Genomic DNA, 14,684 nt, shown 5'->3' on the forward strand with positions numbered 1-14,684 from the left:
CCGTGTCTCTGTGGCAGATTTAGTTTTCCCTGATGTGGCTATTCCACACAGCGCGTCATGGCGCGGAACTTCTCGTAGCGCTTCTCCACCAGGTCGTCCGGGGAGAGCTTGTCCAACTCCGCCAGATTGCGGGCGATGGCCTCTTTCAGGGTCTCGGCCATGGCATCGTGGTCCCGGTGGGCGCCCCCGACGGGTTCGCCGATGATCTCGTCGATGACCCCCAGGCCGATGATGTCTTTGGCGGTCGGCTTGAGCGCCTCGGCGGCCTGTTCGCCCTTGGTGCCGTCGGACCAGAGGATGGCGGCGCACCCTTCCGGGGAGATGACGGCGTAGACCGAGTGCTCCAGCATCAGGATGCGGTCGCCCACGGCGATGGCCAGGGCACCGCCCGAGCCGCCTTCGCCGGTGACGCAGACGATGATCGGGGTGCGCAGGCTGGCCATCTCGCGCAGGTTGCGGGCAATGGCCTCGGCCTGGCCGCGCTCCTCGGCGCCGATGCCGGGGTAGGCGCCGGGCGTATCCACGAAGGTGACCACCGGCAGCTTGAACTGTTCCGCCATCTGCATGAGGCGTAGCGCCTTGCGGTATCCTTCCGGGTTGGGCATGCCGAAGTTGCGGAAGACCTTCTCCTTGGTATCGCGCCCCTTCTGGTGGCCGATCACCACGACCGGCCGGCCGTCGAAACGGGCCAGGCCGCCCACGATGGCGTGGTCGTCGCCGAAGTTGCGGTCGCCGTGCAGTTCCACGAAGTCGGTGAACATGTGCTTGATGTAGTCCAGGGTAAAGGGGCGGTTGATGTGGCGCGCCACTTGGGCGGTCTGCCAGCGGGAGAGGTTGGAGAAGATCTCCTTGCGCATCTCCTCCACGCGCCCTTCCAGGGTAGCCACGTCGGCGCCGATATCCAGGCCGTCCGCAGCCAGGGCGTTCAGCTCCTCGATCTTCTTCTCAAGCTCCACGATCGGTTTTTCGAATTCCAGATGAAACGGGGTCGCCATATTGACACCTCAAGTTTTAATTTCAGATTCGTACACCTGCCACAGAGACTCAGAGACACAGAGGTTCACAGAGAAAAGACAAAAACAATAAAGCCGGAGGTTCTCTTCATCCCTGTGAAAATGTTGTGCCTTTGACGTTCTCTGTGTCTCCGTGTCTCTGTGGCAGATTTTATGTTGTGTAAACGCTTACTCGAAAGTCGCGGCATTATAGCCGAACAGCCGCTCCACTTCCAGCCTTAAATCATCGCTGGCCATGACGCTCAAGTCCGGCGGCAGCGGCATGGTCGAACGGCTCCGCTCCGGGATGAGGAACTGGATGCAGGCCGGCACGGTGCCGTGGTGGCGCTGGATGATCGTCTTGAGGGCGCCCAGGCGCTCCACCGGCAGATCGGTGGTGCGCAGGGTGAAGCAGACCCGCTTGGTGGTCTGGGCCCGGGCCTCCTGGAGCAGCTTGACGTCGCCCGCCGGGCCCGGGTCGCGGTGGTGCCCGCCCCGGCGTCCGTTGTCGGCGCTGGGGCGGCTGACCAGGATCTTGGCCCCCTTTTCCGTCTTTTCCAGCTTGCCGGTCACCAGGAGCGGGTCGTCGGATTTGAGCAGGCTGGAGGTCTCCAGGTAGGTATCGGGGAACACGGTGATCTCCACCGAGCCGGTCAGGTCCTCGATGGTGGCGAAGCACATGCGGTCCCCCTTCTTGGTGGGAATCTCCCGGAAGGCGGAGACGATGCCGCAGACCCGCACCTCGCAGCCGTCGGGCATCTCGGACAGGTTGGCGATCTCCGAGTTGGCCAGGCGCTTGATGTCGTCCACGTAGCGGTCCAGGGGGTGGCCGGTGATGAGGAAGCCCAGGGCCTCCTTTTCGTACCCCAGCTTCTCCTTGTCCGGCCATTCCGGGACGTCGGGGAGCTTCATGCCGCCGTTGCCGTTGTGTTTGACCACCTCGGCGGTGTCGAACAGAGAAACCTGGGCGCTGGCCTTCTCCTCCTGGATCTTCTGGCCGTAGGCCATGGCCTGTTCCAGCCCCTCCATGAGGGCCATGCGGAACGCCCCGGTGGAGTCGAAGGCGCCACACTTGATGAGGGCCTCGAACACCTTCTTGTTGGCGCGCCGCATATCGACCCGCTCGCAGAAATCGTAGATGTCCTTGAAGGGGCCCTCGGCCCGCGCCTCCAGGATCGCCTCCACGGCGCCGGTGCCGATCCCCTTGACCGCGCCCAGGCCGAAACGCATGGAGTTGCCCACCACGGTGAAGGAGAGGCCGGACTTGTTCACGTCCGGCGGCAGCACCTCGATCCCCTGCTCACGGCAGTCGCCGATGCTCTTGACCACCTTGTCCGTGTTGTCCATGTCGCAGGTGAGGAGCGCGGCCATGAACTCCACCGGGTAGTAGGACTTGAGGTAGGCGGTCTGGTAGGCGATGAGGGCGTAGGCGGCCGAGTGGGACTTGTTGAAGCCGTACTCGGCGAACTTGGCCATCTGGTCGAAGATCGCCTCGGCCTTCTTCAGGTCCAGCCCCTGGGCCTTGGCCCCGGCCAGGAACGGCTCCTTCTCCTTGGCCATGACCGCCGGGTCCTTCTTCCCCATGGCGCGGCGCAGCAGGTCGGCGCGTCCCAGGGAGTAGCCGGCCAGGGTGCGGGAGATCTGCATGACCTGCTCCTGGTAGACGATGACCCCGTAGGTGTCCTTGAGGATCGGCTCCAGTTGCGGCAGGTCGTAGACCACCTTCTGGCGGCCGTGCTTGCGCTCGATGAACTCGTCCACCATGCCGCACCCCAGGGGGCCCGGCCGGTACAGGGCGCAGGCGGCGATCACGTCCTCGAAGCAGGAAGGCTTGAGCTTGACCAGCATCTCCTTCATGCCGCTGGATTCGAGCTGGAAGATGCCGGTGGTGTTGCCCGAGGAGATGAGGTCGTAGCTGGCCTGGTCGTCGTCCCGCAGGCGGGTGATGTCGAACTCCGGGTCCTTGCCCTCCCGCACCAGCTTGACGGCGTTCTGGATTACCGTCAGGTTCTTGAGCCCCAGGAAGTCGAACTTCACCAGGCCGACCATCTCCACGTACTTCATGGAGTACTGGGTGTTGATGGAGCCGGTCTTCTGGTCCTTGTACACCGGCAGGAACTCCTCCAACTGCCGCGGGGCCACCACCACCCCGGCGGCGTGGGTGCCGGCGTGGCGGGCCAGCCCTTCCAGGCAGACGGCGGTTTCCAGCAGGTCCTTCACCTGGGGGTCGGCCGCCGCCAGCTCGTTCAACTGCGGCTCCAGCTTCAGGGCCTTGTCCAGGGTCATGTTCAGGTCGTCCGGCACCAGCTTGGCGATGCGGTCCACGTCCCCGTAGGTCATGTTCAGCGCCCGCCCCACGTCCCGCACCACGGCCTTGGCCTTCATGGTCCCGAAGGTAATGATCTGGCAGACCCGCTCCCGGCCGTATTTTCCCACCACGTACTGGATGACCTCCTCCCGGCGGTCCATGCAGAAGTCAACGTCGATATCGGGCATGGAGATGCGTTCCGGGTTGAGGAAACGCTCGAACAGCAGGTTGTAGGGCATGGGGTCCAGATCGGTGATCTTGATGGCGTAGGCCACCAGCGAACCGGCGGCCGATCCCCTGCCCGGGCCGACCGGGATGCCGTGGTCCTTGGCCCAGTTGATGAAGTCGGACACGATGAGGAAGTAGGCCGGGAACTGCATCTGGCGGATACAGTCCAGCTCGATGCGCAGGCGGTCGAAGTAGGCCTGCTGCCGTTCCAGGGACATGTCCGGGTACTTGGCCAGGATGGTGACCATGCGCTCCTTGAGCCCTTCCGTGGCCAGGTGCTCCAGCATCTCGTCGTGGGTTTTGCCCGCGGGCGGTTCGAAGTGGGGGAAAAAATACTCCTTGCCCAGCGGCAGTTCCAACTCGCAGCGCCCGGCGATGGCCACGGTGTTGGCGATGGCCTCGGGGGCGTAGGAAAAGGCCCGGGCCATCTCCTCCGGCGACTTTACGTAGAACTCGTCCGCCGTGAACTTCATGTGGGTCGGGTCGCTCATGGTCTTGCCGGTCTGGATGCAGAGCAGCACCTCGTGGGCGCGGGCGTCCTCCCGGTTCAGGTAGTGGCAGTCGTTGGTGGCCACCAGCGGCAGCTGAAGCTCGGCCGCCACCTCCAGGAGGCGCTTGTTCACCACGTCCTGCTCGGCCAGGGTGTTTTCCTGCAACTCTATGTAGTAGCGGTCCTCGAAGACCTCGCTGTACCAGCGGGCCGTGGCCACGGCCTCCTCCATCTTGTTCCGGCCGCACTGCATGGCCACCTCCCCCTTGAGGCAGGCCGACAGGGCGATGAGCCCCGCGCTATGTTCCTTCAGGATCTCCCGGTCGATGCGGGGGCGGTAGTAGAACCCTTCCTTGTACCCGGCCGAGGTGAGGTAGGAGAGGTTCTTGTACCCCTCCAGGTTCTGGCAGAGCAGAATCAGGTGGTAGGCCGCGTCGGAGATCCCCTTGGCCTCCTTGGAGAAGCGGGACTCGGGGGCCAGGTAGACCTCGCAGCCGATGATCGGCTTGATGTGGGCCTTCTGGCACTTGAGGTAGAACTCCACGGCGCCGAACATGTTGCCGTGGTCGGTAATGGCCAGGGCCGGCATGTGGTAATCCTCGGCCTTGTGGACCAGGTCTTCGACGCGGATGGCGCCGTCCAGCAGGGAATACTGGGTATGGAGATGGAGATGGACGAAGGGCGGTGTTTCCATGGGCGACCTTTTGCGAGCGAACGAGCGTTAATGACGAAGGGGAAGCGGAGCCGGATGCAAAAAGAACGGGACCTCCCAAGAGTTCCCGTTCGGTGATATGTGGTGGATAGTATGCCCCGTTTCGGGCGGTACGTCAATCGGCAGTAAGTGGTTTTATTTCGGGGGTTTATGTATAACCTGCCGGAATGCTGGCGTTATTTTTCCTGTGGGGGGGATGCCGGCGCCGCCCCGAGCAGCAGCCTCCCCATGGTTTTCCTGATGGAATCCCGGTGGATGGTGAAAACGACGCTCAGGATGTAGCTCGTTTCCGGGTAGTCGATGGCGCGGGCGTGGGGGTTTTCGACGCCGTTGTGCGGCGCGCAGTACCGGTCCGTCCCCTCGGCCAGGTGCACCCGGCATACCAGCGGCCTGACCGGCCAGATGCGGCAGCTTTGGTCCGCCCGGTCCAGGAAGACGCATGTCTGGTCCTCCGGCTCCTGGTCGTTCCAGCGTGTTACGCCGGTGTGGTCCAGGCCGGCGTCGCATTCCAGGTAATCGAGCTGGCGCGCCGCCTTTGCATAATCGATCTCAAGACCGTTTTCCCGGCAATAATCCAGGATGTCCGCCGCCTCTTCGTCGGTGCAGTAGACCGCCTCGCGGCAGCAGTTGCAGCACCCCTTGCGGCAGAACGGCGGGGGGTAGCCGAACCTTTGGTCCCGCTCGATCAGGGCGTCGATGGTGGCGTCCACCAGCGCGTGCACCTGGCGCGTACGCTCCCGGCCGCCCCCCAGGTAGGTTTCGGCAATCCGTCGGCACTCCTGCCAGAACAGCTCCGCCGGGACCTCCTCCAGTCCCCCGGCCAGGCTGCCGTACAGGAGCATGTCGCCCCCCTTGGCCACATGCTCCTCCACCCAGCGGCGGTCCCCATTGCCGGGGAGCGTATGGCCTGTGCCACAGCAGTTCTTGTATTTTTTCCCACTGCCGCAGGAGCAGGGATCATTGCGGCCGATCTTCATTGGTGCGTGCCTCGAACGCTGCGCGCCGCCCGGCCTGTTGTGGGACGGCCAGGGGACGGCGGTGAATAATTGATGCTTGTTTATGACGTTGCATGTAGAATACCCCGTGAAGGGCGCCCCATAAAAGGCGTGGCCACGTGACGAGGAACATATCACAGGATAGGGGAGGAACCCACCATGAAAACGGAAAAACAGTGTCCCGAGTGCCAAGGCAAGATGACCCTGGCGGCCGCCTGAGGCAAATTCTTCTGGCGGTGCCAGAAGTGCGGATTAAAGCTGAAGTACAACAATGAACTGAGGATACCGACTGCCGCTGCACCTGGAGAAGGCCGGCCGTGACCTATGCGGACCTGAAGACAGCGCTGCACCTCTTCGGCCTGGGCCAACGCGCGTCCCTCCGGGAGATCAAGGCCCGGCACCGGGCCCTGGTAAAGCGCCACCATCCCGATACGGGCCAGGAGAGCGACCCGGAGGCGATCCGGCAGGTGAACGCCGCGTACCGGGTGCTGCTGGAGTACGTCGCGGAGTACCGCTTTTCCTTCAGCGAGGCGGAGTTTTACGAGCAGAACCCGGAAGAGCGCCTGTGGCGGCAGTTCAAGACCGATCCGTTGTGGGGGGATGGGTAGGGGGGCAGTTTTCAGTTTTTGCAGTTTGTCATGTGTTTTTGTTCCTGCAAACCTTCGGGTGAAAAAGATGGTCACTCCCGCCCGTGAAACCTGTTCATTATCATTTCATCTATGTACATGCATTGTTAACTAATGCATTGACATTATTTATAAATTTAATTTATTATCGTTTCAATATCGTTTCATGAGCACATTCATCTCATGCGGGAACGAAGAATGGCAACCGACCATCTGGAAAATACTCTGCTCTCCGTCCTTTACGACCGGCCCTTGCCCGCCCGGAGACTGCGGCAACTTCTGGGCAACATCAGCCCGGCCACCCTGTCTCGCCTGACCAGGCACGCGAGCGGCAAGGTCGTCACGTTTGGACAGGCACGATCAACCACCTACGCCCGGCCACGGGACGTGCGCGGACTGGGGTACCGGTTCCCGGTATTCATGGTGGACGCCGAGGGGAACGGCGACAAGATTGGCGAACTGTTGTCACTGCATGGCGGATACCGGTGGGAAGGTATCGGCGAATGGGCGTCTGAACTCTATCCCCACCTTCCGTGGTTCATTCAGGACATGAGGCCTGACGGCTTTGTCGGACGCGCCTTTGCGCAACGGTTCGGCCCGGACCTTGGCTTGCCTGACCGGCTCACCGCCTGGAGAGATGATGATACCCTTGTCGCTCTCTCCCGAAGAGGCGAGGACATCGTTGGGGATCTGATTGTTGGGGACGAATCCATCACACGGTACGTGCGGAGCGTTACCACAATCGTCCCGGTGGAGGTTACCGCCTATCCCGGCCTGGCGAACGCCGCTCTCGCGGGCTCCCCCCCAGGCTCATCCGCCGGCGGGGAGCAACCGAAATTCTCGGCGCTGGTAAAGAGGGGGGACTCCTGCCAGCACGTTCTGGTCAAATTCTCGCCGCTGGTATCGACTCCCCAAGGACAAAGATGGTCCGACCTGCTGGTATGCGAACATATCGCCCTCGGCATCCTTGAAAGGTTTGGCATACCCGCCGTCTCTTCCGCCATTCACCAGGTGGGGGGGCGAACGTTCCTTGAAGTGGACCGCTTTGACCGGGTTGGCTTGTACGGCCGGTCGCCGGTGGCATCTCTGACGGTTGTCGATGCCGAATTCACGGCTATGGGGCACTCATGGACGGCGGCGGCCAGGGCACTTTTTTCCGCGAGGAGGCTTACCGAGGCAGCGGCGAACGACATGTCCCTGCTCGACTTCTTTGGCGACCTCATCGCCAATACAGACCGGCACTTTGGGAATGTCTCGCTGATCCCGATCGGCGAGGGCCGCACAAAATTCAGACTGGCCCCGGCATACGACATGCTCCCCATGTACTATCGCCCACGAGATGGCGAAGAACTGAATTGGGGGGCCTACAACAGCGTTACGCCCGGCGCTTGGCCAGAAATGCGCGACGCGGCCAAGGCCTTCTGGCGGGAGGCTTCCGGGGACCCCCGAATCTCGGGACCCTTCCAGGCAACCTGCCGGGCAAACCTCGAACAACTGTCTTTATTCGACGGCGCCCCCAGGATAATCCGGAGGAGCTGATCGACAGTCCACACGAGGCTAACTTCGGATCATGAAAGGGCTGATTGAGGGACGCGATGCCTGTTGTTTGATGGCATGAATTAATAGGTGTGGCGTCCCTGTATTTCCCCTTTTAATGGGTGACCCTGTCACCTTTATTTTCTGCCTCGCTAGGGAGTATCACTAACAACTAGCCTCAGCACATCTTCTTTTCTACTGACAAGTTCAAATGCAAGCAAATCAATATTTCTGTGCCCTTGTGGTGTCCTTGACCAGTTGGACGACAAGTTGAGCAAATTAATCAATGAACCAAAATATGATTTCTGAATGTACGTGAAACCTATTGGTAGACCGTCAGATGATTTTGTACTTCTAATTCTGAAAGAATACGTCTGGTCATCGTTACTCAACGGAACTATGCCAAGTGTCATTATCATCAAAGACGCTTCACCCGTGGCACACATTGGCCTGTTGGAAACCGCTTCGAGTTCGGCAATCAGGTTTGGTTTCCGCTCCAATTTCTCGACGAGGTTTACTTCCTTAAAGAGCCCGGATTGCTTAAACATGGCAGTAAATTTGTCGAGATCATGGGTATCCACAAAACCAGCAGGGGGGCCTTGACGCCAGCTTGGACCCCTAGTACAATGTCACTGTAGGGGGATTCCGAAATCAACATTTTCTGCTCCGCTGACAAAGCAGGAGGGAGCCGATATGTGGTACAAGCGGAAAGACTGGCAAGCAAAGACAGCGTCACCGTAAGTAATATTGTCTTCATTTCCATCACTCCAATCAGGGGTTAATTGATGGCGTCACTTATCCAAAAGCTCGCCTAAAATAGCACTAAATCCCGCAAAAATCCCTCCAAAATGTCTCACATCACGCCTCACAACAAACAAAGCCCCGCCTCCCTCACGGGAAACGGGGCCTGTTCACACCCTTGCAATCGCAGCGCTACTTCTTCGCTTTTTTCGCCGCCGGTTTTGGCGTCGCTTTCGGTGCCGGTTTCCCGCTCGCCTTTAATGCCTCCTTCATGGCGTGCCCCATCCTGGTCGGGCTCCCGGCCACCACGACCCCGCATTCGTTCAGGGTGCGGATCTTGTCCTCGGCCTTGCCCTTGCCGCCGGTGATGATGGCGCCCGCATGGCCCATGCGCTTGCCCGGCGGGGCCGTGACCCCGGCGATGAACGCCGCCACCGGCTTCTTCATGTTCTCCCTGATCCAGTGGGCCGCCTCTTCCTCGGCGCCGCCGCCGATCTCGCCGATCATGAACACCGCCTCGGTGTTGGGGTCGTTGTTGAACTGCTCCAGCACGTCGATGAACTTCATGCCGATGATCGGGTCGCCGCCGATGCCGACGCAGGTGGACTGCCCCAGCCCCATGTCGGTCAACTGCTTCACCGCCTCGTAGGTCAGGGTGCCGCTGCGGGAGACGACGCCCACCTTGCCCGGCTTGTGGATGTAGCCCGGCATGATGCCCAGCTTGCACTGGCCCGGGGTGATGACGCCAGGGCAGTTGGGGCCGACCAGCAGGGTCTTGCTCCGCTCCTGCACCGACCGGGCCAGGACCATGTCCCGCACCGGTATTCCTTCGGTGATGCACACCGCCAGGTCCAGTTCGGCGGCGCAGGCCTCCAGGATGGCGTCGGCCGCCGCCGGGGGGGGACGAAGATCATGGAGACGTTGGCCTTGGTGTAGCGCACCGCCTCTTCCACGGTGTTGAACACCGGGATGCCGTCGATGTGGATGCCCCCCTTGCCCGGGGTGACGCCGGCCACGATGTTGGTGCCGTAGGCCCGGCACTGCTGGGTGTGGAACAGGCCGCTTCTGCCGGTGATCCCCTGCACGACGACCCGCGAATTCTTATCGATGAGTATGGACATGTTACTTACCCCCCTGGCCCAGCATCTTGACGATCCGCTTGGCGCCGTCCCCCAGGTTGTCGCCTACCTGTACGTTCAGCCCCGATTCCATGAGGAGCCGTTTGCCCTCCTCCACGTTGCTGCCGTCCATGCGCACCACGATGGGGAGGTGGCACTGCACCTCGTTGGCCGCCTCGATGATCCCCTGGGCGATGACGTCGCAACGCATGATGCCGCCGAAGATGTTGACAAAGACCGCTTTCACGTCGCAGTCCTCCAGGATGATCTTGAACGCCTCGGTGACCTTCTCCCGCGTGGCGCCGCCTCCCACGTCCAGGAAGTTGGCCGGTTCGCCGCCGAACTCCTTGAGCACGTCCAGAGTGGCCATGGCCAGCCCCGCGCCGTTGACCATGCAGCCGATGGAGCCGTCCAGCTTGATGTAGGCCAGATCGTACTTGCCGGCGTTGATCTCCAGTGGGTCAAGCTGGGAGTAGTCCACCATGTCAGGGTATTCCCGGTGGCGGTACACGGCGTTGTCGTCGAAGGCCACCTTGCCGTCCATGGCCAGAAGCCACCCCGCCTTGGTGACCACCAGGGGGTTGATCTCCACCAGGTTGCAGTCCTTTTCCAGGCAGCAGCGGTACAGGTTGAGGATCAACTCTACGCAATCCTCGCACACCACCCCGGAGAGCCCCAGGGCCAGGGCCATCTTGCGGGCCTGGTAGGGGCGTAGCCCCATGAGCGGGTCGATGGTCAGGACGTGGATTTTTTCCGGCGATTTGTGGGCCACCTCCTCGATGTCCATGCCACCCTCGGGGGAGGCGATGAGGCAGTAGCGGGAGGTCTGGCGGTCCAGGGTGATGGAGAGGTAGAACTCCCGGGCGATCTCCACCGCCTCCTCCACCAGGATGCGGCGGACCTTGAGCCCCTCCGGCCCGGTCTGGGGGGTGACGAGTTTCTTGCCGAACAGTTCCTTGGCCACGTCGTTGGCCTGCTCCGGGTGGTGAACGATCTTGACCCCCCCGGCCTTGCCGCGCCCCCCCGCGTAGATCTGGGCCTTGACCACGCAGTGGCCCCCCATCTCCTTGGCGGCCCGCTCCACCTGGTCGGCGGTGAGCGCCACCCGGCTACGGGGCACGGGGATGCCGAATGTGCTGAAAATCTCCTTGGCCTGGTACTCATGGATGTTCATGGCAAGCTCCGTCCGTCGGGATTTTGCTGGAGTATACCAGGAAAACGGGTGGAGACAAGGTGATTTTACTTTGAGTGAAGTATTTTATTTTTAATAAAATTATTTTGCCGGGAGATAACCCGCGGAATAGGTTTGCGGCTCGTGCAGAAGTTCAAAAGACCCCTCACCCGGCCTGCGGCCACCCTCTCCCGTTGGGAGAGGGGCGCATCAGCATCCCTTCTCCTCTCGGGAGAAGGTGCCCCGAAGGGGCGGATGAGGGAAATTGGGGCTTGCGCAGACAACGAGCAGGATATTTCCGGTTTTGGGGTTCTCGTGCGGAATTTAGCGCGACTGGCGGGTGTTCTGTTGGTTGATCTTGGCGTATTCCGCCTCGGAGGGGCGCAGGTAGACCGGCAGCAGGCGGTCCGGGGTCAGAGTGGCGCCGCTGCGGTGGGCCTGGAGGGCCAGGAGCGCGCCGTTGGCGGCGTGGCCCGCGTGGTGGTACGGGGAGGGGAAGCGGGCCTGCTCGCCCAGGCGCGCGGCGATGATCTCCCGGTAGCGGAGGGCGCCGTCGCCCGTGAAGATCACTGGCCCCGCGGTGGCGGCCAGAAGCTGGTCCAAAAACGCCTCCGGTCCCATGACGCACTCCGCCATGAGGGGGACGGGGAGCGGGGCGGAACAGTCGTACAGGGCGGCGTAGACCTCGTTCTTGCGGGCGTCCAGCAGGGGGCAGACCGGCAGGGTGGCCAGGGGGAAGTTCATGGCCAGCAGCGCCAGGGTGGAGAAGCCGACGCACGGCTTGGCGGCGGCCAGGGCCAGTCCCTGGATCGTGGCGACGCCGGCCCGCACGCCGGTAAAAGAGCCGGGACCGACGGCGCAGGCGAAGAGATCGATGTCCGCCACCGTGAGCCCGGCGGCGGACAGCATGCGCTGGATCTCCGGCACGAGGCGGGCCGACAGGGTCTTGTTGGCGCTGAACAGGGCCTCCGCGACGATGGCTTCATCGGTGGTCAGGGCGATGCCGGCGATGGCGGTGGAGGAGTCGATGCTGATGATGTGCATGGTAAGCGGGTTCCCGGGGTTGATGGTCTTCACCCCCTGAAAAAGGGGGCTTTCTGTGCGGTTTAACCGGCTGACTATTCGTCCTCCGGCGGTATCCGGCCGGTCCGCTGGATGAAGTCGAGCTGTTCCGTCTTGCGGCCGAGGGCCTCCCGGCAGTAGCTCCAGATGCGGTAGCTCTCCACCGACAGGATGGTGACCCCGGCGCCCAGGACGGCCCAGAAGTTGTCGTCCAGGGCCTTGGCGAAGTGGTAGAAGAGGAAGAAGCCGGTCAGGTACCCCACGTGGCAGAAGCTGCTCTTGTGCTCCAGGCCGGCCGTCATGCGCGACAGGCTGAGGATGATGGCGGAAAAGGTGTAGAACAGGAGCACGATGCTGATGATGTGGGGCGCCGGCGGCGGACCGAGGGCCGCGACAACCTTGTCGGGCAGGGGCAGCATGGGGAAATCGCGCCACGCCATCATGCTGACGAGCATGAACAGGGAAAAGGCCCACAGCCCCCTGTTGGAGAAGTGGCCCAGACGCCTGATGTCAGCCCTGAGCTGCAGTTCGAACAGCTCTACCTGGCTCTGCTGCTGCGCCAGGCCGGTCGCCGGCTGATTGTCAACGGTCTGTGTCATTGCGTGGCCCGATGTGCATGAGACCGGAGCCGGGCCCCGGTTTCGCGTATCCAGCATCTTTGAACCTCAAAACAGCAGTCTGGCCACAGAGCCACGGAGGCGCTGAGAAAATCACGGAGTCCTTTTTCAACAAAACCACTCTCCGGAACAGATGATCGTCGATACGCTTCCTGATGATGCAACCCTTGGGTTTTATTACTCAGCGTCTCTGTGACTCTGTGGCACATGCGTTGTGGCGGCTGAAGCCTCCGGCGCTGTTCCCGTGTCGCTGGTGGCCGGCCCAGTGCCGGCGGGACGAATCCTCTGGCTCAGGTTATAGAGGCATTGGGCGATTCTGTCAAGCTCGCGGGGGAAGTGGGCGGGATGGATCGCGGGGGGCGTGCCCGCCTCCACCTGGTCGGCCAGGTGGCGCAGTTTCTGCAGCGGCAGAAAGACGCTCCGGCGCAGGAGTGCCGTGACCCCGCCCACGGTCAGCACGAGGATCATGACGGTGAAGACGATCATCTGGTTGCGGATGGAGGCCAGGGTATCGAGGAGCATCTCCCGGGAGAGGCCGATGTCCAGGATGCCGAGAATCTTCTGTTCCGGGGGGTGGATATGGCAGGCGGCATTGGAGCATTCCGGCTCGTTGTAGATGGGGGCGGTGATGGCCAGGACATCCCGGCCGTCGCCGTTGGTGAAGATGCGCGCCTGTTCCATCTTGCCCAGGGAGGCGGACGGCGTGGCCCCGGCGTGGCAGCCGATGCACCCCTCGGTCTTCTTGTCCACCTGGCGGTCCAGTTCGTCGGCCCGGGTGGAGATGTTGACGACCCCCTTCTTGTTGAAGATGCGGATATGTTCGACCCCTTTCTGCTGGCCGATGTTGCGGATGATCGTGGTGAGCAGTTCCCGGTCGGACTTGAGCATGGCGTACCGGGTGGATTTGAGGATCGTGTCGGCCAGGTTGGTGGCATAGCCGACCGTGTCCCGGTTGACCACGTTCTTGACGGCGGAGTAGAGGAGGAGGAAGCATACGACGACAAAGCCGGTGACGGCGATGCCGACCGGAATGAGGGCCCGTCCTGCGAGGGTTTTGAACATGGTTTCGGCTCTCCCTGGTGGTAGTGGTGCTTAAAGGCCGGCGGCGCGGCTTCCGGCACGGCTGCTCTCGCTTACCTGCCTCTGCCCTGCGTTGCCGGTATTTTTTTCGGCTGGGCGGAGTGCGTGCGGCGTCGCCGTTTGCTCCTCCGTGCGGCGTTTGGCCCCGGCATGGCGCTCGCTCCGCCGTGCCGGAAGCCACGCCGCCGTGCCGGGGCACTAGCCGGTCTTGTGGCAGGTGGCGCAGTTGGCCTTGACGCTGAAGGCCGCCTTGCCGTTATGGCAGGCCCCGCACGACCGCCCTTTTTCCATGGCCTTCATGGAGACCTTTGCCTTGCTGCGGCTGATGCCGTAGAGCTTGGTGTGGCAGCTGCCGCATTGGTAGTGCCCCGTGTGGGTGGCGTGGCTGAAGGTGACGTTGCCGGCCCCCTTGATGGCATACCGCTGATCCCGCACCGGGTGGCAGGAGGTGCACTTGTCGATGCCGAAGGCTTCCTTGCCGTTATGGCAGGCCCCGCACGATCTCCCCTGTCTCATCTCCGCCATGGTGCTCCGCTTGTTGTGGCCCGCCGCGAACAGGGCCGGGTGGCACGCGGTGCAGTCAGGGTTGGCGGCCAGGTGCTTCTGGTGGCTGAACCGGGTGGTGCCGGTCTCCTTCACCGCAAAGGCGATCTCCTTCACCTGGTGGCAGCGGGCGCACTCCTTCAGGGCAAAGGCGCCTTTGCCGTCATGGCAGGCCCCGCACGATTTCCCCTTCTCCATGTCGGCCATGGTGTAGCTGGCCTTTTTCTTGAATGGGTAGAGGGTATCGTGACAGGCCTTGCAGTTGTTGGCCATCTGTTTCTGCTGGATGTGCTTCCTGTGGCTGAAGAGCACCTTGCCGGCATTGTTCGTCGTGAAGGTGATATCCCGGATATCCACGGCATGGGCCATCATACCGCATAACAAAACCGCCAGGGTAGTCATAATAAGCATGGGATTACGACGCATGGAGCTCCTCCTGTGGATGATGTTTAGCTGCCACGGCGC

General features: G+C 62.2%; 11 protein-coding genes and 2 pseudogenes. 2 read left to right on the top strand and 11 right to left on the bottom strand.

From position 1 onward, the window contains the following. Window positions 1-38: 38 nt before the first annotated feature. From FO488_RS05140 to FO488_RS20590, 4 genes and pseudogenes are all read right to left on the bottom strand, one after another. On the bottom strand, window positions 39-995 hold the full coding sequence (locus tag FO488_RS05140) for an acetyl-CoA carboxylase carboxyltransferase subunit alpha (protein ID WP_149209566.1): 957 nt from the start codon (window positions 993-995) through the stop codon (window positions 39-41). A 186-nt stretch (window positions 996-1,181) separates the two neighbouring features. Then, window positions 1,182-4,712, bottom strand: coding sequence for a DNA polymerase III subunit alpha (gene dnaE, locus FO488_RS05145; protein WP_149209567.1), 3,531 nt, complete (start codon window positions 4,710-4,712; stop codon window positions 1,182-1,184). 194 nt (window positions 4,713-4,906) lie between these two features. After that, window positions 4,907-5,572, bottom strand: a complete 666-nt coding sequence (locus FO488_RS05150) for a YkgJ family cysteine cluster protein (RefSeq protein WP_370514338.1) — start codon at window positions 5,570-5,572, stop codon at window positions 4,907-4,909. A gap of 69 nt (window positions 5,573-5,641) precedes the next feature. Further along, window positions 5,642-5,752, bottom strand: a pseudogene (locus FO488_RS20590) (SEC-C metal-binding domain-containing protein); the annotation flags it as partial. 290 nt (window positions 5,753-6,042) lie between these two features. Here FO488_RS20590 and FO488_RS05155 point away from each other — a divergent pair. Continuing rightward, window positions 6,043-6,333, top strand: a complete 291-nt coding sequence (locus FO488_RS05155; protein WP_149209569.1) for a J domain-containing protein — start codon at window positions 6,043-6,045, stop codon at window positions 6,331-6,333. A 216-nt stretch (window positions 6,334-6,549) separates the two neighbouring features. Then, complete coding sequence (gene yjjJ, locus FO488_RS05160) at window positions 6,550-7,890, top strand: type II toxin-antitoxin system HipA family toxin YjjJ (protein ID WP_168205906.1); 1,341 nt, start codon at window positions 6,550-6,552, stop codon at window positions 7,888-7,890. A 149-nt stretch (window positions 7,891-8,039) separates the two neighbouring features. On the opposite strand, the gene FO488_RS19645 is transcribed toward yjjJ, so the two are convergent. The 7 genes and pseudogenes from FO488_RS19645 to FO488_RS05195 all read right to left on the bottom strand — a co-directional run bounded on the left by FO488_RS19645 (window position 8,040) and on the right by FO488_RS05195 (window position 14,630). Then, the gene (locus FO488_RS19645; protein WP_205743358.1) at window positions 8,040-8,435 is read right to left on the bottom strand and encodes a hypothetical protein; all 396 of its coding nucleotides are present in this window, start codon (window positions 8,433-8,435) and stop codon (window positions 8,040-8,042) included. Between the two features lie 385 nt (window positions 8,436-8,820). Further along, window positions 8,821-9,749, bottom strand: a pseudogene (gene sucD, locus FO488_RS05170) (succinate--CoA ligase subunit alpha). A gap of 1 nt (window position 9,750) precedes the next feature. Further along, window positions 9,751-10,920: an ADP-forming succinate--CoA ligase subunit beta gene (gene sucC, locus FO488_RS05175; RefSeq protein ID WP_149209572.1), complete on the bottom strand. Its 1,170-nt coding sequence runs from the start codon at window positions 10,918-10,920 to the stop codon at window positions 9,751-9,753. Window positions 10,921-11,241: 321 nt separating this feature from the next. Further along, the gene (tsaB, locus tag FO488_RS05180) at window positions 11,242-11,994 is read right to left on the bottom strand and encodes a tRNA (adenosine(37)-N6)-threonylcarbamoyltransferase complex dimerization subunit type 1 TsaB (protein WP_240732183.1); all 753 of its coding nucleotides are present in this window, start codon (window positions 11,992-11,994) and stop codon (window positions 11,242-11,244) included. A gap of 41 nt (window positions 11,995-12,035) precedes the next feature. Next, complete coding sequence (locus FO488_RS05185) at window positions 12,036-12,578, bottom strand: menaquinol oxidoreductase (protein WP_149209573.1); 543 nt, start codon at window positions 12,576-12,578, stop codon at window positions 12,036-12,038. 195 nt (window positions 12,579-12,773) lie between these two features. Further along, window positions 12,774-13,658, bottom strand: a complete 885-nt coding sequence (locus FO488_RS05190; protein ID WP_149209574.1) for a cytochrome C — start codon at window positions 13,656-13,658, stop codon at window positions 12,774-12,776. Window positions 13,659-13,874: 216 nt separating this feature from the next. Next, entirely contained in the window at window positions 13,875-14,630 is a 756-nt protein-coding gene (locus FO488_RS05195) for a cytochrome c3 family protein (protein WP_149209575.1), read from the bottom strand. Window positions 14,631-14,684 lie beyond the last annotated feature (54 nt).

The organism is Geobacter sp. FeAm09 (assembly GCF_008330225.1).
GTDB lineage: Bacteria > Desulfobacterota > Desulfuromonadia > Geobacterales > Pseudopelobacteraceae > Oryzomonas.